Genomic DNA, 19,069 nt, shown 5'->3' on the forward strand with positions numbered 1-19,069 from the left:
GGGAATGGGGGAGAAAGGAAGAAAAAAAAAGCTTGCAAAATGCCGCGATTATCGCTATGATGGTTAAGGTTCAATATCGGGGCGTAGCGCAGCTTGGTAGCGCACTACTTTGGGGTAGTAGGGGTCGTGGGTTCGAATCCCGCCGCTCCGATTGCAGAAAAACAGAGAGTTAGGTAGGGATGCACCTAATCCCTACTTTGTTCTGTTTACTCGGAATTTTCTTAATTTATCAGCGTTTCTGATCAAGTTAGTTCACCATTAGAATCACTGCTCTAGTAGAAAATGTCTCATCAAATATCAGCTTACGGTTCCTGGAAATCACCGATTACCTCCGATCTAATTGTGGCAGCATCGATTAGTCTTGGTGGTGTAACCCTAGATGGAGAAGATATTTATTGGTTAGAAGGCAGACCACAGGAAAAGGGGCGAAATGTTTTAGTTAAATTAAACCCCGACGGCACAACCACAGACATCACCCCAGCACCTTTTAATGTGCGAACTCGTGTCCATGAATACGGGGGGGGTTCCTATCTAATTGTTGCTGGAATTATCTATTTTTGTAATTTTGCTGACCAAAGAATTTATCGCCAAACTGCTGATAGTTTACCCCAACCTCTGACCCCAGAAAATTCCTGTCGTTATGCGGATTTAATTCTCGATCAATTTGGCAATCGTTTAATCTGTGTTTGTGAAGATCATAGCCAAAAAGATCGGGAACCAGTTAATAGTATTGTCAGCATCGATGTGGATACGGGAGAAATAAAAACTTTAGTATCTGGCGATGATTTTTATACCTCTCCTCGCTTAAGTGCCAATGGTTCTCGATTAGCTTGGATTAGTTGGAATCATCCTAATATGCCCTGGGATAGTTCTTTTCTCTCGGTAGCAGATATTAATAATCTTTATTTGAGTAATATTCGGGTCATTGCTGGTGGTGAAAATAAGTCGGTGTGTGAACCGCGCTGGTCTGTCGATGAACAGTTATATTTTACCAGCGATCGCAATGATTTCTGGAACTTTTATTGCTTTAACCATGATGAACAAATCGAACCAGTTCTCGAACCAATAGAGGCTGAATTTGCCTATCCTCATTGGGTTTTTGGTTTATCTAACTACGGTTTTGCCAGCGAATCACAGATTATTTGTAGCTATACAAAAGATGGTCGTTGGCATTTAGGAAGTATCGATACTGTTAATCGAGAATTTCAAGAAATTATTACTGATGATACTAACATTTCTTCCCTACAAGTTAGGGAGAGTAAAATAGTTTTTATTGGCGGTTCTTTCACGGAAGTAACAGCAGTTATCTCACTGGATTTAGTGACAGGAATGAGAGAAATTCTCAAATCTTCCAGTAATTTAACTATTTCTAGCGATTATTTCTCGATTCCAGAAATGCTCGCTTTTCCCACCAGTCAGGGACTAACGGCCTATGCTTGGTATTATCCCCCCAAAAACCCCGATTATACCGCCCCCAATGGCGAATTACCGCCCCTTTTAGTCAAAAGTCACGGTGGACCGACGGCCGCGGCGACCTCTAGTTTAAGTCTGCGGGTGCAATACTGGACCAGTCGCGGTTTTGGCTATCTGGATGTTAATTATGGCGGTAGTACGGGTTATGGTCGTCAATATCGTCAGCGTTTGCTGGGAAATTGGGGAATTGTCGATGTGGAAGACTGCATCAACGGGGCAAAATATTTAGTTAATCAGGGATTAGTCGATGGGGAAAGATTGGCAATTTCTGGAGGCAGCGCCGGTGGTTATACAACTTTAGCGGCCCTAACTTTTCATGATACTTTTAAAGCAGGAGCTAGTTATTACGGAGTTAGTGATTTAGAGGTTTTAGCCACCGATACCCATAAATTCGAGTCGAGATATTTAGATAAATTGGTGGGACGCTATCCTGAAGAAAAGGAAATTTACTATCAGCGATCGCCCATTCATTTTACCAGTCAGTTATCCTGTCCAGTGATCTTTTTCCAAGGTTTAGAAGACCAAGTGGTTCCACCCAATCAAGCGGAAATGATGGTAGAAGCTTTAAAAGCGAAAGGTTTACCCGTTGCTTACGTTCCCTTTGCTGGAGAACAACATGGATTTCGTCAAGCTGAATCGATAAAACGAGCATTAGATGCAGAATTTTATTTTTATTCCCGTCTCTTTGGTTTTACTCCTGCTGATAATTTAGAACCCGTAGAAATTAAGTAATCATGCCAAATTAATTTCCTAGGTCAGTAATCGGTGAACAGCAGATATAGACACAATAAGTACCTAAGCAAAATTAATTACACATTTCGATAAAGCTTTTGCCTATTGCCTCTTGCCTGTCTTCACTAGGAAATTTATTTTGCATGACTACTTATTATCTAAAGACTAAAAGTCTTTCTAGTAAAGAAACTTAGGCTCTTCGTTACTTGGTATGGTTCGATAGGGGGGCATAAATTGACTAAATCCTTATCTGGCAAAAGACTTAATTGATGAGTTCGCTTTAGATGAAAAACAATTGACAAAAATCGCCAAATGCCTTTCTACATAAGGGTTACATCCCCTATAACCCCAGTCCATTGCATAACACAAACCGAAGAGCCGAAACTTACCCGAATAGAAATAATTGGCTCTTCGGGAATTGTTATGCAAATAATTAACTTAAAATAAAATTCGATGAGAGTACCTAAGCTCAAAAGTAGCTGAAATCCATACAGGAAAGGAGTTAAGGCACAAATAAGTTAATATCAAAAGATAGACAATTGAGTTAAGATTTGATATAATAGCCAAAAACGAGATTATTTTACTTATGATACTTGACAAATTTTTGAACCTACAAGGAACCTGTATTCAAGGCTATCGACACCTAGAAAATATCGGTATAGTTTGCCGAATCGAATCGAAAAGTCAAAAAGCAATCTGTCCTCGTTGTGGGTTAGAGAGCGATGAACTCCACCAAAATCATCGACATTTAGTCAAAGATTTACCAATCTCAGGTCAACCAGTGTACCTACAGGTTAATCGTCGTCAATTTAAGTGCGATAATTGTCAGAAACCCTTTAGTGAAGAGTTAGATTTTGTCGCCAAGAAACGAACCTATACGAAAAGACTAGCCGAGAATATACTCGAACAATTAAAAGAAGGAGATATTTTAAATGTTAGCCGAAGAAATGACGTAACGGAAGAAGAGATTCAAAGAATGATAGAGGACATAGCTGAAGAAATTACAGAGACAGACCTATCGAAATTAAAAAGACTAGGAATTGACGAAATCGCTCTAGTCAAAGGACAAAAAAATTACTGTAGGGAGGTTCAGTTTCAGGTACGAAAAAGGTAAAATAGATTAAAAGCTTACAATCTTCTAACTCGCTGCTATGCCAGTCACTCGCCAAGCTCTTAAGCAAGACCTTGACCAACTAACTAATGATCAACTTCAGCAAGTTGCTAACTTCATTGCTTTTCTCAAGTTCCAAGATAAACGCCGCCGGACCATTCTCGATCCTAGTCAACTTGCTTCCCTTGCGACTGATTTCGCCGAGGAAGACCGTATCTTTGCCGAGGCTGGAATGGATGATTATGCGGCGATGCTTGCTCAGGAAGAGCATCAATGACTGAACAGCTTAAACGTGGGGAAGTTTGGTTAGCAAACCTCAATCCTGCTCAAGGTTCTGAGCAGGCAGGTATTCGTCCCATCATTATTTTTCAATTTGAAAAATAATGATGGAATGATATTGTTTCTCAATTTTCCACAACAACCATTGCTATTCCCCTAACGACAAACCAACGCCGTGCTTTATTACCAATCTGTATGTTGATTAGACAGGGAGATGGCGGGTTATCGCAGGATTCAGTCGCACTTTGTTTTCAAATTAGAGTGTTAGATAAGACCCGTTTAATTCAGCGATTAGGACTACTTAGGACTGAAACAATAGCTCAACTAGAAGATGTTGTGTTGATAACATTAGGATACCAACTATAAGGATAGTACGATCACCGCTCTTGTCGGGTGCAAAAACCCGCAGGTAAGGCATCAATAATATCTTTGAGGCTCATCCCAATAATTTTCTCTAGCTTGGGGAATTTCTATGAAGAGCCAGTAGGCGTTAGGCTGTATTTGTTTTGACATCAACGCCCCGTATTGTTCTCGGTAAAACCCCACACCCCACACCCCACGAAAAACTTTTTGGGCAAACCCTAATTATCGCCCCCCCAATAGCCATCATTGCTCCTTGCGAGCGGCGAATCATTAATAATTTCTTTAGTAAACGGCAAAACCGATAAAAATTTTCTATCAAAAAACTGGCAAAAATTGGCAGGACGAAAAATGCTGATCAGCTTGGAACATCTGAGATAGAGCATCGTCAATCTGGACATTCAAAATGTCACCAACTTGCTGTGATCCCAGTGCTAATGGTCAGAGATAGACTTGCATAATTTCAAAATCTAAGTTAATCTCACCTAAAAGTCACCTTTAGGTATTTTGACTAAAAAGTAAAGTTGCTTAACTTATACTCTAGCCTCAAGGCTAATGCTGAAAGCTAGATCCATCGGCTTAATCCACTGGCTCTAGCTAACTCTTTACACCACAGGAGGTCTGTTTGAAAGAGACTTTTATCCACAACCCCATGACATCCGCTACCCCAGAACAGAATTGCACCGCTGAGTCTAACCGAGTCCGTTACTCAGTTGCTCTACTGGGATTAGCACTCTCTCTGGGAGTACCTAGCATTCTCAACTCCACCTCAGAATCAGCCCAGGCCGCCAATTCTGTACCCTTAGAATGGGAAGTGATTGACCTGGCCCAAAAAGCCAAAGCTGCGGGTAAAGAACTAAAAGAACCGCAAATAATCCAATCCCAAGCACTCGCCACTGTCAAATTCATCGCCACATCAGTGGTTGAGCATCAGGTAAAACCGGGAGAATCCCTGTGGAGTTTAGCCGACAGCTATCAAACCACCCCCACAGCGATCGCTACCCGCAATAATCTCTCCCCCCAATCCGATTTGATTATCGGACAAACCTTAAAAATTCCCACTCCTGAGCAGTTGCCCCCGGCAGCCCCGGCAGCAACTCCTGAGCAGTTGGATAGTTCCTCTGCTAGTCTCCGTCAAACCCGTCAACGTCTCCAAGAAAGTTTGGCCGCCTTGCGAACCGAGGAAAACCCCCATCAGTCCAATTCCGGGGAAACGGTAATCGTCACCGAAACTACCGCTCTCGTTCCCGATAATTCGCCAACTAGCGTCGAGATTCCCGTTATTGCTCCCGAAGAGTCCCCCCGACCAACCGGCCAGGTGATCCCGATTCCCGTTCCCACCCCTGAAAGCGATCGCCCGATAGCCACAATTCCCGTTAATCCTCCCTTAACCAGCAGACCGGAAATTCCCAGCGTTGCCCTACGAAATCCGGCTCCTGTGACTGAAATTCCTGCCATTCCCAATCCTCGGGTCATAGTTCCCCCAGAAAACCAAGTTTATCGGGTTCGGCCAGGGGATACCTTAAACACGATCGCTCGCGCTCTCGGCATCACCCCCGCCGAATTAGCTAGGGAAAACGGCATTGACAACCCCAACCGGATTAAAGTTAATCAAACCCTAGTGGTTCCTGATCGCTCTGCCAACGCTAGAGTTAATCAAAATCTTACCCCTTTGGACGGCGATCGCACTAGGTTGTCTTTTAACCCCAGCAATCGGCAAAATTTGCCGGCCGCTACCGCCACCACGGGGACGGAAGAATTTCCCGAAAATATCACCGGCAGCTATCGGGAAAGATTGCGCCAAGAGGTGGCTAATCTGCGGGAAACTAACCTTTCGGAAACCCAGAAAAGTATCGCTATTCCCGTCGATAATCCCGCAGAAACCCCCGATGATCGGCAAATAACCCCTAATCCCCAATGGACAGCCCTTCGTTCTCGTTCTAACCAAAGCACCCCCCCCCAGATTATCGGTTCGGCTCCTACCAATGTGGAAGAATATAATGACCGCCTCCGAATTCCCGTCGGCGAAACCGTAGAACCTTCCCTTCCTCCCCTCACTAATCCCGATGAGCATTTACCTAACCCCGCCCCGATTTTTACCGGCTTTATTTGGCCCACTAGAGGTGTGTTAACCTCCGGTTTCGGTTGGCGCTGGGGCAGACCTCATCGCGGCATCGATATCGCCGGTCCAGTGGGGACCCCGATTGTGGCGGCGGCAGCCGGTGAAGTAATCGCCTCCGGTTGGAATTCGGGCGGCTATGGCAATCTGGTGAAACTTCGTCACCCCGATGGTAGCACCACTCTCTATGCCCATAACAGCCGTCTGCTGGTGCGTCGCGGCCAAACTGTTCAGCAAGGCGAACCGATCGCCCAGATGGGCAGCAGTGGCTTTAGCACCGGCCCCCACCTACATTTCGAGGTTCACCCCTCCGGCCGGGGAGCAGTTAATCCCATGGCTTTCCTGCCAGGCAGACGTTAAAGATGCCCCCAAAGGGAAGATTTTTTCTTCCCTTTTTTGCTCTTGTGCAATTGGGTGATTATGTGTTATGATTGATAACTGTGTAAACAACGGCTTAGTAGCTCAGTTGGTCAGAGCAGGGGACTCATAAGCCCAAGGTCGGCAGTTCAAATCTGCCCTGAGCCATCGGACAAGATCCAAGAAAACCAGCAAGATCATGCTCAGGTGATATCTCTTTCCCTTTTACTTGGGGACGCTCCCTTCGGGTTCTACCTGATAACTTTTTACTGATAACAGCAGCAAGGGAATTCCAAAATTTATTAGCCCAATTGTACTGTATAGTCATTTCAATTAAGATTGAGAATATCAATCCCAGAGTTCATAAGGGTTTTGTCGGTCTAGACTGTATCAGACTTATCTGAAATGACTATAACTTTTGCCGATACAGTCACTACCATAATATTCTGGTAGGAGTACCTAGTGGTCAGTGAGTTTATCGAACTGCGTGCGCCCAAAATGTCCTATAGATATTTCGACCAAATTGAGATGCAGCCACGGAAACGAAGCCAAGAGAATGAAAAAACCGGAATTTGAATTTGATCCGGTTCTTCGGTTTGTCTTATGCAATAGACGGGAGTTATAAGGGATGGAACCCTTATAGAGAAAGACATTGGGCGATTTTTGTCAATTGTTTTTTATCTAAAGCGAACTAATCAATTAAATCCCTTACCAGATAAAGATTTTGTTGATTTATGCCCCCCTATCGAACCATAACAAGTAACGAAGAGCCTTTGATCCTAATAAAAGCCAAGCTAACAAAAATAAACATGGTCTAGATTTTGTTGAAGCTCAAGTATTATGGTTAGATTCCCAAAAAGTCGAAATTTCAGCCCGAACAGAAAATGAACCACGATTTGTTGTTATTGGTATAATAGCAGGTAAGCATTGGTCAGCCGTAGTTACCTATCGTCAAACCAAAATCCGTATTATTTCAGTCCGACGCTCTAGATCCGAAGATGTAGAAATTTATGAAAGCTGAAGATTTTGACCGCAAATTTGATGATGGAGAAAATATCATCGAATACTTGGATTTAACTAAAATTAAACGTTCTAATTCCGACGAACAAACAATTGCGTTTGAGTTTCCCTCATGGATGGTAGAGGCTCTTGAGCAAGAAAGTCAGCGTCGTGATTTACCGTTACAAGCTATTGTCAAAGACTGGATTGGGGAAAAATTGGCGTTGTCAAATTGAAAGATGATCCGAATCAGCACCGGAACTCAAATTACTTTGATAGCAAGGATTGCATTGCATCTTTCCTATTCTGATCTGACAACGCCGATTATTTTTTCCCTTGCAGTAAACCAAGACGAATTAAACCCGACTCGTAACCGCGCCGCATTAACCCTAAAGATAAGGCCCCTTGGATAGTAGTATAACCGCTTGCTAACAAACCTGCGATCGCATTTGGGGTTAGGGACGAATCAATCACCACATCCCAAAAAGCGGCCACCGATAGAGACCAATCATCGGTTTTTAGGTCTTGAAAGCCAATTTCACGGGCAATATCGGCGTATTCTGGCAAAGAAATCACATAGGGCAGACAATAAACCTGATAAATCTCGTTTAATAGTTTAATCTCTCCTTCCGTTAAATTACCGGCCAGGGAAGTGGTGGGACGATGACACCAAGTAGCCATCAAAAAAGTCCCCCCAGGCTGCAAAACCCGATAACATTCCCGCAGAAATTGCCTTTTATCGGGCATATGTTCGCCACTTTCCAAAGACCAGACCAGATCAAAATTATTCTCAGGAAAGGGGGTTTTTAGGGCATCAGCCACGCAAAAACTCACTTGTTCTTCTAAATTGAACTCTTGCGCTCTTTGGCTGGCTCTAGCGGCCTGTACCGGGGATAAGGTAATCCCCACTCCTTGGCTGTGAAATTTTTCGGCCAGATAAAGACTACTGCCACCAATACCACAACCGACATCGAGAATCTGATTAGCGCCGGTGACACCACCCCAAGTTAATAATTCTTCTATTAAATCAATTTGTGCCTGACGGCGATCGAGTTTAATCTTGCCGCCGCGACCGTAGTAACCATGGTGCATATGTTCGCCCCAAATCCTTTCCCATAGTCCACTAGAGGAGTCATAAAAATCGGCTATTCGTTGATAAAGTTCCATGGTGATTTCCTAAGTGAGTGGGTGGTGTCTTTTTCTCCAAGTTGTTGATTCATATAGTCCACAATACCTAGCTCATCAATGATAGCGGCGATGATGCCTAAATGGTCGGGATTTTTAACGGTTAGTTGAGTCATTGTCAGGTGAGTGACTGGTTGATTTGATTGTAGCTATTCCGTCGCTATTTCTGAGTTTATTTTTTACCTCCTCTTAACCAGTACGGAATATGGGTTACAAAGGTGAGATGCTCTCCTCTAAGGCGCTCTAAGGCTGACTCACTGACATTTTAAAAGGGTTGTTTGGCATTTTTTCGCCGCGTCTTACTTTTAGCGGATCTCCCAGGTTTGGTGGGTAAAATGTATTCTAAGATACATTCCTCCTAGCGAGGGGGTGGAACGAACCACAAAGACACAAAGGACACAAAGATCGATCGATCATATTGATTGTAAGTTAAACTTATCACACAGAACCTAGAAGAGCCTGAAAACTCACATCTGATAACAAGGGACAAATCTAAAACCTAATTGGTTAAGCTAAAAGCTTTGATGTGCTTAGTTTTTACCTTCTTTTTTGGAGCCTGTTGCCTTGTACCATGATTAACTCCCAATCCAACTTGAACAACCCGCTCCCTTCTCCCCAATGCTCTAACAAAAAACAACTATCCCCCGATAGCGATCGCTAAAGGTCGAATAATTGTAAATTTTTGTCAAGGGGTGCGGTCAGACAATTTAGAATCATCGCTAGAATGATTCTAAATTGTCAGAAAGCGCTAAGTCATGTCTCAGTCTGGACTTATTGGAGAATCACACAATGCTCATTTAGGTTGGTTCTTAAATACCTGGATAAGTAACAGCAACAATGCTCCAGTTTGTTTTTTAGAGGGTTTTCCTGGAACAGGTAAAACTACCATTGCTGATGAGTTACTGGTGCGCATGAACGCTGCAAGAACCCCTGCCATTATGATTGAGGCACCAGAAACTGACGGTGATCCGACTGATGACTTATTGCTCAACTTGGCGATGGAGCTAAACAGCGTAGGTCAAGGTGAACTTGCAAATGCCATAGAGAATAATCGTCCATTGTTAGATGTTTTAAGTACCATAGTTAATAATCCTATACTTATTATCATTGATGAATTTCAGCGTTCGATGAAGGGGACAAGAGCGATTACTTTGGGGGGATTTGCAAAGGTGTTAAGCACTATTGCAAGGCGAAAATGGTTAAAAGGACGTATCCTTCTTCTTACTAATCGTTTAGTAGAACGAGCTAGTTGGTCTGAGCCTTACGCTATACGAACACTAAATGGAATGTCCCCTGATGATGGTGTGGAGTTATTAGAGTCCCTTGCAAAAGAGGACGACCGACTAGATGAAATAGCACTTGAGCGACGTTATGAAGTCGTTAAATGGTTAGGGGGAAATCCTAGAGCAATTAAATTACTAGTAAGAAACTTAGCATATGAACCACTTGATGACTTAATTGGTATACAGCCTGAGATATGGGAAATGGATGATCAAGAAATTTCTGCAGATTTAGTAGAAGATCTTGAGCGCCAGATACTTGAGAAAGCGTTAAATCAGCTTTCTGATGAAGACCTACTTGGCTTATATCGTCTTTCAGTACATCGAAAGTCATTTAGAAAAGAAGCAATACTAGATATCTTTAAGGAGAAAGAAGTATACGCCAGATTCAAGCGGGAAATGGTTAATCGATTCTTAATGGAGCTTCGTGGTAAGTGGTTTGCTTTACATCCTATTGTTCGTGAGATTGGATTACAGAAGTTAGGGCAAATGCCTAATGGCCTTCAACAAGCTCATAGCATCGCCTCACATCACTACACACGTCACTTTCAAGCAGGAAAAATTGAGGGATGGGGTGCTTTAGGTGGTCATTTTGTCGAAGCACGTTACCATTTGGTAAAAGCAGGACGACCAGATGATTTAGGGAATATTGCTCCTCGTTTTCAAAGCCACATATTTTCTACATTGAGCGGTTCTCCTCCTATACCTTCAAATACTGAGGAGTTAGATGAGCGCATTGCAGTTCTTTCGTCCCTACTCCAAGAACCTGGTCCCAAAAATTTGGAGTATCATCTTGCGCGTATGTTTCAAGCACGGAATCAGCGAAATGACCTTAGACGTGCTCTGAATCATGCTCATCGTGCCAAATCTGATAACAATGCTTCATCTTGGCTCTTGTGTAGTGAATTGTCAATGCAGATGGAGCAGCACGAAGATGCCCTCAGAGTCTTGAGACAAGGAATTGATCGTCTTCCCTCAGATAAGAATCTAGCCGATTTAATTAATCGACTGGCCAAAATACTTGCTGAAATGGATCGCCATAATGAAGCGATTGATAGCTTAAAGCAAGGTATCAAGCGTATACCTCCTAGTAAAAGTCTCGTTTCCTTGTATATTGGATGTGCTGAAATCTTAACTCAGATAAAACAACATGATGAGGCAATTACACTCCTAAGACAAGGAATTGATCAAATTCCCTTTGACAAGGGTCTTGCCGATTTGTATTGCAAGCTTGGCAATATTTTTTCAGAGTTAGAGCAATATGATGATGCTATCTCTCTTTTAGAAGAGGGAATTGAAAATATTCCCGCTGATAAGAGTCTTGCCTCTGTATACTACCTTTGCGCAGAACTTTTAACACAGACAAATAAACCTAAAAAAGCAATAGCTTTGCTGAAGCGTGGAATTTCTCAAATACCTACGGATAAAAGCCTTACTTCTTTGTATATACTCTGTGGGCAGTTGTTGCAACAAATTGGTGATTCGGCAAAAGCTGCTTCACTACTTAAAGAAGGTATAAATAGAATTCCTGCTGATAAAGGTTTAGCTGCTTTATATGTCCAGTGTGGTACGGTATTATTTGAGATAGGCAAACAGGATCAGGCAATATCTATTCTCAAGAATGCTATGCGTAGTAATATTGAGATAAAAAAAGGAGGACTTGCAGTATACACCAGCTATGCGAAATTACTTCTAATATCCAATGAAGTGGAAGAAGCCATCCAAATCTTGCTGAATGGAATCACTGAGGTTGATACTCCCAATCAAGCTATCTCATCTTCATTATATGAGTCAGTCATCTTAATTTATGCAGCTATTCAAGATGAAAAAGCGATAACACGATTTTTACAAGTAACGAAAGGATTAACACCCCAAGCTGCTAGCTTAGGACAAGCGTTAGTGTACCAAATACGAGGGGACTGGGAAGTATCTGCTACCTACGCAAGAAATATACGAAGAAATGGAAATCGATATTCTCTTCTGGCAACTATTGAAGCCTTTGCTTGGCTCAGTTCAGGGCATCCTGAAAGGGCATTAGACGCAATATTCTTAAATCTAAGGGAAGAGAAATACTTTGATCAATGGTTGAATGCTTTTGTTCAGTTGAGACTCGGTAACCTTGAAGAGGCTAAGCAATCACTTAACGCCTATGCTGCCCAATTAGTTCTATCGGAAGAATTGGAAGCTGATGAAACAACATTACTCAATCTATGGGATCAGCCTTCAAGTAGTTTAGAGAACCTTGATCTTGCTTATTACTTTCCGACTCTACCAACTACGCTTACAGGCTTACCATATTCTGTCACGAGAATCACTTACCATGCGTCAGTTTTGCCTGCTCATATCAAATTAAAAACCTCTAAACTTAGTCGCCCAACTAAGAAAAATGAGAACGAAACAATATTAATGGATGGAGAAAAAGTTATGCAAGAAAATTATGTTGATTTTGATTTGTATATTGACGCTAGTGGTCATGCGTTTGCAACTTCACCGCAGGGAGAAGTTGAAGCATATATCGAAATTAAACAACCTAGCAATATTCGGCTGTCTTGGCAACTTATCGAAAGACGACAAACAGATTCTGATCTATTAAAGGAAATTGGACGCGCACTATATGATTGGCTCTTTCCAAACTCTATCCATACCCATCTCCAAGTGACTGAAGCTGCCGCGAGACAGGATCAGGCCAAATTGCGTATACGCATGAGGATTGAACCCTCAAATATTGCTAGTTTGCCCTTAGAGTTTGTTTACCGCTCAATGGGCGGCTACTTCTTGGCTACCAATCCCAATACCGTATTTTCTCGTTACTTGAACTTACCTCTCCCACCAGATCGTGTACGTCGTCATTCAAATCCGCTTCATGTGTTGGCTATCATTGCTGATCCAATTGACCAAGCACGGCTCGATCCTGATGAGTGGGAAACAATTCTCAAAGAATCCTTAGATATGCAGCTAAGCACTAATAGGATGACACTGCAAACAGTTAAACGAGCAACACGTAAGGAAATTCGTGATGCTTTGCTATCGCAAAAACCTGACATTATTCAGTTTGTTGGTCATGGAATTTATCAAAATTCTAAAGGTTATCTAGCGCTAGTAGACGAAGATACTAAGAAGACTTGGTTAGTCGATGATGAGCGGTTTGCAAATATTTTTAATGGGTATGACGATCACCTAGGATTAATGCTTCTTCGTTACTTGGTATGGTTCGATAGGGGGGCATAAATCGACTAAATCCTTATCTGGCAAGAGACTTAATTGATTAGTTCGCTCCAGATCGCAAACAATTGACAAAAATTGCGGTAATGTCTGTTTCTATAAGGGTTTCATCCCTTATAACCCCCGTCCATTGCATAACACAAACCGAAGAACCGGATTAATTTGTATGGCAAGCTGTGAAAGTGCCCAGAGCAATGATCCGCAAGGTTTTTCAGGTATTGCACAGCAATTGGTACAGAGAGGAGCACCATCTGTAGTGGCCATGCAATACAAGGTTTATATCAAAACGGCTAAAGTTTTTCTGGAAGAATTCTATACTTGTGTAGCTGCTCACAAACCTATTGATTGGGCTGTGCAATCGGCAAGAAACGCCATATCGCTAGAATTTGGACTTGACAATCGCGAGTTTGCGACCCCTGTTCTTTATATGCGTGCCAAAGATGGCAATGTATTTTGATATACGCAGTGCGATCGCAATCGCTGTAGGGTGCGTTCCCTAATGTGGCTCTTACTGCTCCAGCAATCGATTTTTGGGGAACGCACCATGCACATTTATTGAAACTGTGGGTTTAAGTGCGATGCTGCTCTTGTGGGTTGAGTTCTGGATTGGCAACCTGTCACCGAGCAAACCCGACGATGTTGGAATGATTCTGATAGCTGACGGCTAATAGCTAAGGGTTATCAATGCTAGGATAAAGGCTTGAGTAGAGAACGATCGAGCCAAAGCCATGTCATCGACAGAAGTAAAAACCCCACCCCCAGACAGTCCTGAATTCCTCGATGAGTTACCCGGAGAAGTGGAAATGTCCTTATTTGACCACTTGGAGGAGTTGCGGCGCCGGATTTTTTATAGTTTAATTGCCGTGGCTGTGGGTGCGGTGGGATGTTTTATCTTCGTTAAACCCCTAGTGCAAGTGCTGGAAGTTCCCGCCCAAGGGGTAAAATTTTTGCAGTTAGCTCCGGGAGAATTTTTTTTCGTCTCCCTAAAAGTAGCTGGATATAGCGGCATACTGGTGGCTAGTCCCGTCATTCTCCTGCAAATTATCCTCTTTGTGCTGCCGGGGTTAACCCGTCGCGAACGGCGTTTAATTGTCCCGGTAGTGTTAGGTTCGAGTGTTTTATTTTTTGCTGGTTTATTTTTTGCCTATATTGCCCTGATTCCCGCCGCTTTAAACTTTTTTGTCAGTTATGGGGCGGAAGTGGTCGAACAAGCTTGGTCTTCAAGCTGAAACCCAAGGAGGAGAACTGAAGATGTCTAGCGTTGCCATCGATCTGCCGACGGAAAAAATTGCTGATTTCTGCCAACGCTGGCAAGTGATGGAATTTGCCCTTTTCGGCTCTGTCCTGCGCGATGACTTTCGCCCCGACAGCGATATTGATATTATGGTGCAGTTTCACCCAGAGGCACACCCCACCTTCAGCAGCCTCGATCAGATGGAAGCAGAATTAAAAACTATGTTTGACCGAGACATTGATCTGATTACCCGTCAAGGTATTGAAACTAGCCGTAACTATTTACGTCGCCACGAAATTCTTTCCTCTGCCCAGGTGATTTATGCAACGGGATCTTCAATTCCTGCTTGATATACTGCAATCCGCAGAACTGATCATGACCTACACGGCTCAATGCTCAAAAGCTGAGTTCGTCGCCAATGTGCAGCTTCAAGATTCAGTCATTCGACGGCTATTGGTGATTGCCGAAGCAGCCAGACGAGTTTCCGAAACAACCCGCCAGATCTTTCCCAACATTGCTTGGCAAGAAATCAATGGAATGAGAAATCGGTTAGTACATGAATATGATGATGTCAACCTCAATATTGTATGGGATGTGGTTCAGGCTGAAATCCCGTCACTGATTGAAGACTTGCAGTTACAGATTCCACCTGAACCCTGAGAATAGTGCGATCGCTATCAGGGAGAATTTTCCACTTAATTCAAACTCGATTGGCAACCTGTCACCGAGCAAACCCGACGATGTTGGAATGATTCTGATAGCTGACGGCTAATAGCTAAGGGTTATCAATGCTAGGATAAAGGCTTGAGTAGAGAACGATCGAGCCAAAGCCATGTCATCGACAGAAGTAAAAACCCCACCCCCAGACAGTACCGAATTCCTCGATGAGTTACCCGGAGAAGTGGAAATGTCCTTATTTGACCACTTGGAGGAGTTGCGGCGCCGGATTTTTTATAGTTTAATTGCCGTGGCTGTGGGTGCGGTGGGATGTTTTATCTTCGTTAAACCCCTAGTACAAGTGCTGGAAGTCCCCGCCCAAGGGGTAAAATTTTTGCAGTTGGCCCCGGGAGAATTTTTTTTCGTCTCCCTAAAAGTAGCTGGATATAGCGGCATACTGGTGGCTAGTCCCGTCATTCTCCTGCAAATTATCCTCTTTGTGCTGCCGGGGTTAACCCGTCGCGAACGGCGTTTAATTGTCCCGGTAGTGTTAGGATCGAGTGTTTTATTTTTTGCTGGTTTATTTTTTGCCTATATTGCCCTGATTCCCGCCGCTTTAAACTTTTTTGTCAGTTATGGGGCGGAAGTGGTTGAACAAGCTTGGTCGATCGAGCGCTATTTTGAATTTGTCTTACTTTTACTGTTTAGTACTGGCATCGCCTTTCAAATTCCCGTTATTCAATTGATTTTGAGCTTTTTGGGCATTATTTCCTCGCAAACGATGTTATCGGGTTGGCGTTTCGTGGTTTTAGGTGCGGTGATTTTAGGCGCGATTTTAACCCCTTCCACAGATCCTCTCACCCAATCCCTGTTAGCAGGGGCGGTCTTGGGTCTATACTTTGGGGGCATTGGGGTGGTGAAATTAACGGGACGTTAGCAGTTTTTTGATAAAATTTGACGGCTGAAAACCAATTAAGCCAGAAAGCTAGAGATTGATTCTAGATTGAGTAACAAAGTGAAATATTTTTTCTTAACGGCAGGCTGGACAATAGGACGGGTGTGGGAATTTGGTGGTTTGTGGGACAATGCGAGTAGTTGGCGACGACCACCACAGATAGAGCGATTAAATATCGGTATTTTAGAGGGAGAACCGGTTTTATGGCTTTATAAGGTGGAAGAAACTGTGATTATGGTGGAAGTTGCCCCCAAGAGTGCAGAAATTGCCGATGCTGTCTCCACTATCGGGCAAGTGGTGCTAAAACGCTTGATTAGTGCCGAACAAGTCCTCGAAATCCTGCAAAATGCCGAAGAACTGCTGAGGAAGTAATTAGGGTTTGCTGAATAATGGTAAAACCCTTTTTAGATAAGGCTTTTGACCTGTTAAAATCCGATGTTCATGCTGCGAAAATGGGATTGGAACCTTCAAAAACCTTGCATTATCCTTCTTGCAGTACATAAACTGGTACAAGAAAAGGGGGCAACAAAGCCTGAAACTCCTGCCTCACAGCCTCGGATCATTCTGCCTGACCCTATTCTAGGCCTTTTTCAGAAGAAATTAATTAATAATTATTCTCAATTATTTGAGAAGATTACTCTAGCTGCGATCCAAGATTCATGCTGAAAAGCCTTGATTTTCAAAGGCTAAACCGGCTAAAAATACTAATGTATCAAAGGATACCGAGCAACTGTAACAATTCTTAACTTGACTTTATTGAGAATTATTCTAGACTAAGACTTAAAGCTTATTGCATATTATTATCAATAAGCTTGGTTCTATTTTCGTTAAAAGATGCCATGCAGACCTACGACAATCCTCAGATCAAGTACGACTGGTGGGCAGGAAATGCCCGTTTTGCCGATAAATCAGGCTTATTTATCGTTGCCCACGTTGCCCAAGCTGCTTTAATCGCTTTTTGGGCAGGAGCCTTCACCTTATTTGAAATTTCCCAGTATCGCCCCGATATAGCCATGGCAGAACAGGGCTTAATTTTACTGCCGCACCTGGCCACTTTAGGCTTTGGAGTCGGAGAAAAGGGGCAAATCATCGATATCTATCCCTTTTTCGTGATTGGCTCAATTCATCTGATTTCTTCGGCAGTTTTGGGAGCAGGAGCCTTATTTCACCTGTTAAGAGTCCCAGAAACCCTGAAAGATTCCTCTGGTCCGGGGAAAAAATTCCATTTCGATTGGAGTGAACCCCGACAATTAGGAGTTATTCTCGGTCATCACCTGCTCTTTTTAGGTATAGCTGCATTATTATTAGTGGCCAAAGCTATGTACTGGGGGGGATTATACGACGCAACTATCGGCGCTGTCCGAGTCGTTAGTGAACCAACCCTCGATCCTTGGGTTATCTATGGCTATCAAACCCACTTTGCTACTGTGGACAATCTCGAAGATTTAGTCGGTGGTCATATCTACGTCGGTTTAATGTTAATTGGGGGCGGTATCTGGCATATTATCGTTCCCCCGCTCAAATGGGCGAGAAATGTGCTGATTTTCTCCGGAGAAGCCATTTTATCCTATTCTTTGGGCGGAATTGCCCTCGCTGGTTTCGTGGCCGCCTATTTCTGTGGGGTAAATACCCTCGCTTATCCAGTCGAATTTTACGGGCCAATTTTAGAAGTGAAGTTAGGAATTGCTCCCTACTTTGCCGACACGGTGAAATTGCCCTTTGGAGTGCATACGGCGCGCTGTTGGTTAGCTAATGCCCACTTTTTCCTCGCTTTCTTCTTTTTACAAGGTCATCTCTGGCACGCTTTACGCGCGATGGGTTTTGACTTTAAACGAGTAGAAAAAGCCTTAAATGCGATAGAAGCCTAGTTTTTTCAGGGAAGATTAGGATAAATTATCGATTTTCCTAATTTTCCCCGCTGATCAATCTTTCTAACTGTCCCTTATGCCTTACTGTACCTGTTGTAACACCAAATTGCTGCATCACATTGGACGCTCTCGCTCTTATTGGTACTGTAGTTCTTGCCGGCAGGAAATGCCAGTTTCAGAGAGAGAAACCTGTAATCAGGGGCTTTATTCCCTATCAAGGAGAATTAAGAGTTAAACTCACTTATTTCGCAACAAGGACAAATTTTATGGCAAAAATTGGCTTATTTTTTGGCACGCAAACCGGCAAAACCGAAACGGTAGCGGAAATGATTCAGAAAGAATTTGGAGGTGAGGCAATTGTAGAATTACACGATATCTCCTCCGCTTCTACCGAGGATTTTGCCCCCTACGATGCCCTGATTATCGGTTGTCCCACCTGGAATATCGGCGAATTACAAAGCGATTGGGCGGGTTTTTACGATGAATTGGATGACATTGATTTCGTCTCCAAAAAGGTCGCTTATTTCGGGATGGGGGATCAAATCGGTTATGCGGATAACTTTCAAGATGCTCTGGGGATACTGGAAGAAAAAATCGCCTCCCTAGGGGGTAAAACTGTCGGTTACTGGCCGACAGAAGGTTACGATTTTAACGAGTCGAAAGCCCTAAAAAATGGCAAATTTGTCGGTTTAGCCCTCGATGAAGACAACCAATCCGATTTAACTGAACAACGGATCAAAACTTGGGTCGCGGGACTTAAGGGCGAATTTGGCGTTTAGTTAGCTATCAATCAGTTATCAGTTATCAGTTATCAGTTACCAGTTATCAGTTATCAGTTACCAGTGAATAGTATTAAGTGGCTAGTTCGCAGCTTTCTTTTCACCGACTACTGATGGATCTTCGTTACTTGATATGGTTCGATAGGGGGGCATAAATCGACTAAATCCTTATCTGGCAAGGGATTTAATTGAGGCTCTTCGTTACTTTTTATGCTAAATCAACAGACAAGATGCCAAGATAACATACTTCTAACCCAAAAATTCCGAAAGTTTCTAAAGCCATAGCCTCTCCGTTTTATTAGTTTAATTTTATTGTTGATTCCCTCGACCATCCCATTCGTTGTCCTTCGCTCGAAATAACTAATTATTTCTCCAAACCAGTTTCGGATTGTTTGACAACTCTTAGTAAAAACACTGGAGGATTTTGCCAACCATTCCGAGATGGATAGCATTCCCTCT

Annotated in this window: 16 protein-coding genes, 2 tRNA genes and 4 pseudogenes; 19 read left to right on the forward strand and 3 right to left on the reverse strand. The window is 43.0% G+C overall.

What is annotated here, in order from left to right; genetic code table 11:
* The first annotated feature begins 77 nt into the window (after window positions 1-77).
* The 10 genes and pseudogenes from IQ224_RS05060 (at window position 78) to brnA (ending at window position 7,666) form a co-directional block, all read left to right on the forward strand.
* Window positions 78-151 (forward strand) — tRNA-Pro (locus IQ224_RS05060).
* A gap of 131 nt (window positions 152-282) precedes the next feature.
* Window positions 283-2,205 carry a S9 family peptidase gene (locus tag IQ224_RS05065; protein WP_002742297.1) on the forward strand — a complete coding sequence of 641 codons (1,923 nt, stop codon included), beginning with the start codon at window positions 283-285 and terminating at the stop codon, window positions 2,203-2,205.
* Window positions 2,206-2,791: 586 nt separating this feature from the next.
* Window positions 2,792-3,286 (forward strand): annotated as a pseudogene (locus IQ224_RS05070) (transposase family protein); the annotation flags it as partial.
* Window positions 3,287-3,356: 70 nt separating this feature from the next.
* The gene (locus tag IQ224_RS05075; RefSeq protein WP_084989998.1) at window positions 3,357-3,593 is read left to right on the forward strand and encodes a hypothetical protein; all 237 of its coding nucleotides are present in this window, start codon (window positions 3,357-3,359) and stop codon (window positions 3,591-3,593) included.
* A pseudogene (locus IQ224_RS05080) lies at window positions 3,590-3,961 on the forward strand (type II toxin-antitoxin system PemK/MazF family toxin). The gene IQ224_RS05075 and the pseudogene IQ224_RS05080 overlap by 4 nt, the downstream one beginning before the upstream one ends.
* 140 nt (window positions 3,962-4,101) lie before the next feature.
* Entirely contained in the window at window positions 4,102-4,263 is a 162-nt protein-coding gene (locus IQ224_RS05085) for a hypothetical protein (protein WP_002742286.1), read from the forward strand.
* Window positions 4,264-4,607: 344 nt separating this feature from the next.
* On the forward strand, window positions 4,608-6,434 hold the full coding sequence (locus IQ224_RS05090; RefSeq protein WP_084989999.1) for a peptidoglycan DD-metalloendopeptidase family protein: 1,827 nt from the start codon (window positions 4,608-4,610) through the stop codon (window positions 6,432-6,434).
* Between the two features lie 91 nt (window positions 6,435-6,525).
* A tRNA-Met gene (locus tag IQ224_RS05095) sits at window positions 6,526-6,599 on the forward strand.
* Window positions 6,600-7,263: 664 nt separating this feature from the next.
* Window positions 7,264-7,452, forward strand: a pseudogene (locus IQ224_RS05100) (BrnT family toxin); the annotation flags it as partial.
* Complete coding sequence (gene brnA, locus IQ224_RS05105; RefSeq protein ID WP_002742276.1) at window positions 7,442-7,666, forward strand: type II toxin-antitoxin system BrnA family antitoxin; 225 nt, start codon at window positions 7,442-7,444, stop codon at window positions 7,664-7,666. The pseudogene IQ224_RS05100 and the gene brnA, both read left to right, overlap by 11 nt.
* Window positions 7,667-7,754: 88 nt before the next feature.
* On the opposite strand, the gene IQ224_RS05110 is transcribed toward brnA, so the two are convergent.
* Together IQ224_RS05110 and IQ224_RS05115 are read right to left on the reverse strand one after the other, a co-directional pair.
* A complete protein-coding gene (locus IQ224_RS05110; RefSeq protein ID WP_194032642.1) occupies window positions 7,755-8,597 on the reverse strand; it encodes a methyltransferase domain-containing protein in 843 nt (280 codons plus the stop codon).
* Window positions 8,576-8,731, reverse strand: coding sequence for a DUF4277 domain-containing protein (locus IQ224_RS05115; protein ID WP_002742273.1), 156 nt, complete (start codon window positions 8,729-8,731; stop codon window positions 8,576-8,578). Before IQ224_RS05115 ends, IQ224_RS05110 begins: the two co-directional genes overlap by 22 nt.
* Window positions 8,732-9,370: 639 nt before the next feature.
* Here IQ224_RS05115 and IQ224_RS05120 point away from each other — a divergent pair.
* From IQ224_RS05120 to fldA, 9 genes and pseudogenes are all read left to right on the forward strand, one after another.
* Window positions 9,371-13,123, forward strand: coding sequence for a tetratricopeptide repeat protein (locus tag IQ224_RS05120; RefSeq protein ID WP_194032643.1), 3,753 nt, complete (start codon window positions 9,371-9,373; stop codon window positions 13,121-13,123).
* 160 nt (window positions 13,124-13,283) lie between these two features.
* Window positions 13,284-13,574: a CHAT domain-containing protein gene (locus IQ224_RS05125; protein WP_194032644.1), complete on the forward strand. Its 291-nt coding sequence runs from the start codon at window positions 13,284-13,286 to the stop codon at window positions 13,572-13,574.
* 271 nt (window positions 13,575-13,845) lie between these two features.
* Window positions 13,846-14,337 (forward strand): annotated as a pseudogene (gene tatC / locus IQ224_RS05130) (twin-arginine translocase subunit TatC); the annotation flags it as partial.
* 31 nt (window positions 14,338-14,368) lie between these two features.
* Window positions 14,369-14,701, forward strand: coding sequence for a nucleotidyltransferase family protein (locus IQ224_RS05135; RefSeq protein ID WP_002795251.1), 333 nt, complete (start codon window positions 14,369-14,371; stop codon window positions 14,699-14,701).
* The gene (locus tag IQ224_RS05140) at window positions 14,673-15,011 is read left to right on the forward strand and encodes a DUF86 domain-containing protein (RefSeq protein WP_084990000.1); all 339 of its coding nucleotides are present in this window, start codon (window positions 14,673-14,675) and stop codon (window positions 15,009-15,011) included. The genes IQ224_RS05135 and IQ224_RS05140 overlap by 29 nt, the downstream gene beginning before the upstream one ends.
* Before the next feature lie 172 nt (window positions 15,012-15,183).
* Window positions 15,184-15,945: a twin-arginine translocase subunit TatC gene (gene tatC, locus IQ224_RS05145; RefSeq protein WP_002737652.1), complete on the forward strand. Its 762-nt coding sequence runs from the start codon at window positions 15,184-15,186 to the stop codon at window positions 15,943-15,945.
* A 78-nt stretch (window positions 15,946-16,023) separates the two neighbouring features.
* A complete protein-coding gene (locus IQ224_RS05150; RefSeq protein ID WP_002742258.1) occupies window positions 16,024-16,335 on the forward strand; it encodes a hypothetical protein in 312 nt (103 codons plus the stop codon).
* Window positions 16,336-16,802: 467 nt separating this feature from the next.
* Window positions 16,803-17,831 carry a chlorophyll a/b binding light-harvesting protein gene (locus IQ224_RS05155; RefSeq protein WP_002742255.1) on the forward strand — a complete coding sequence of 343 codons (1,029 nt, stop codon included), beginning with the start codon at window positions 16,803-16,805 and terminating at the stop codon, window positions 17,829-17,831.
* Between the two features lie 266 nt (window positions 17,832-18,097).
* Complete coding sequence (gene fldA / locus IQ224_RS05160; RefSeq protein WP_002735314.1) at window positions 18,098-18,610, forward strand: flavodoxin FldA; 513 nt, start codon at window positions 18,098-18,100, stop codon at window positions 18,608-18,610.
* A 218-nt stretch (window positions 18,611-18,828) separates the two neighbouring features.
* On the opposite strand, the gene IQ224_RS05165 is transcribed toward fldA, so the two are convergent.
* On the reverse strand, window positions 18,829-19,069 hold a 241-nt coding region (locus tag IQ224_RS05165; protein ID WP_194032645.1), incomplete at its 5' end, for a transposase.

The sequence above is a fragment of the Microcystis sp. LEGE 00066 genome, assembly GCF_015207925.1.
GTDB lineage: Bacteria > Cyanobacteriota > Cyanobacteriia > Cyanobacteriales > Microcystaceae > Microcystis > Microcystis ichthyoblabe_A.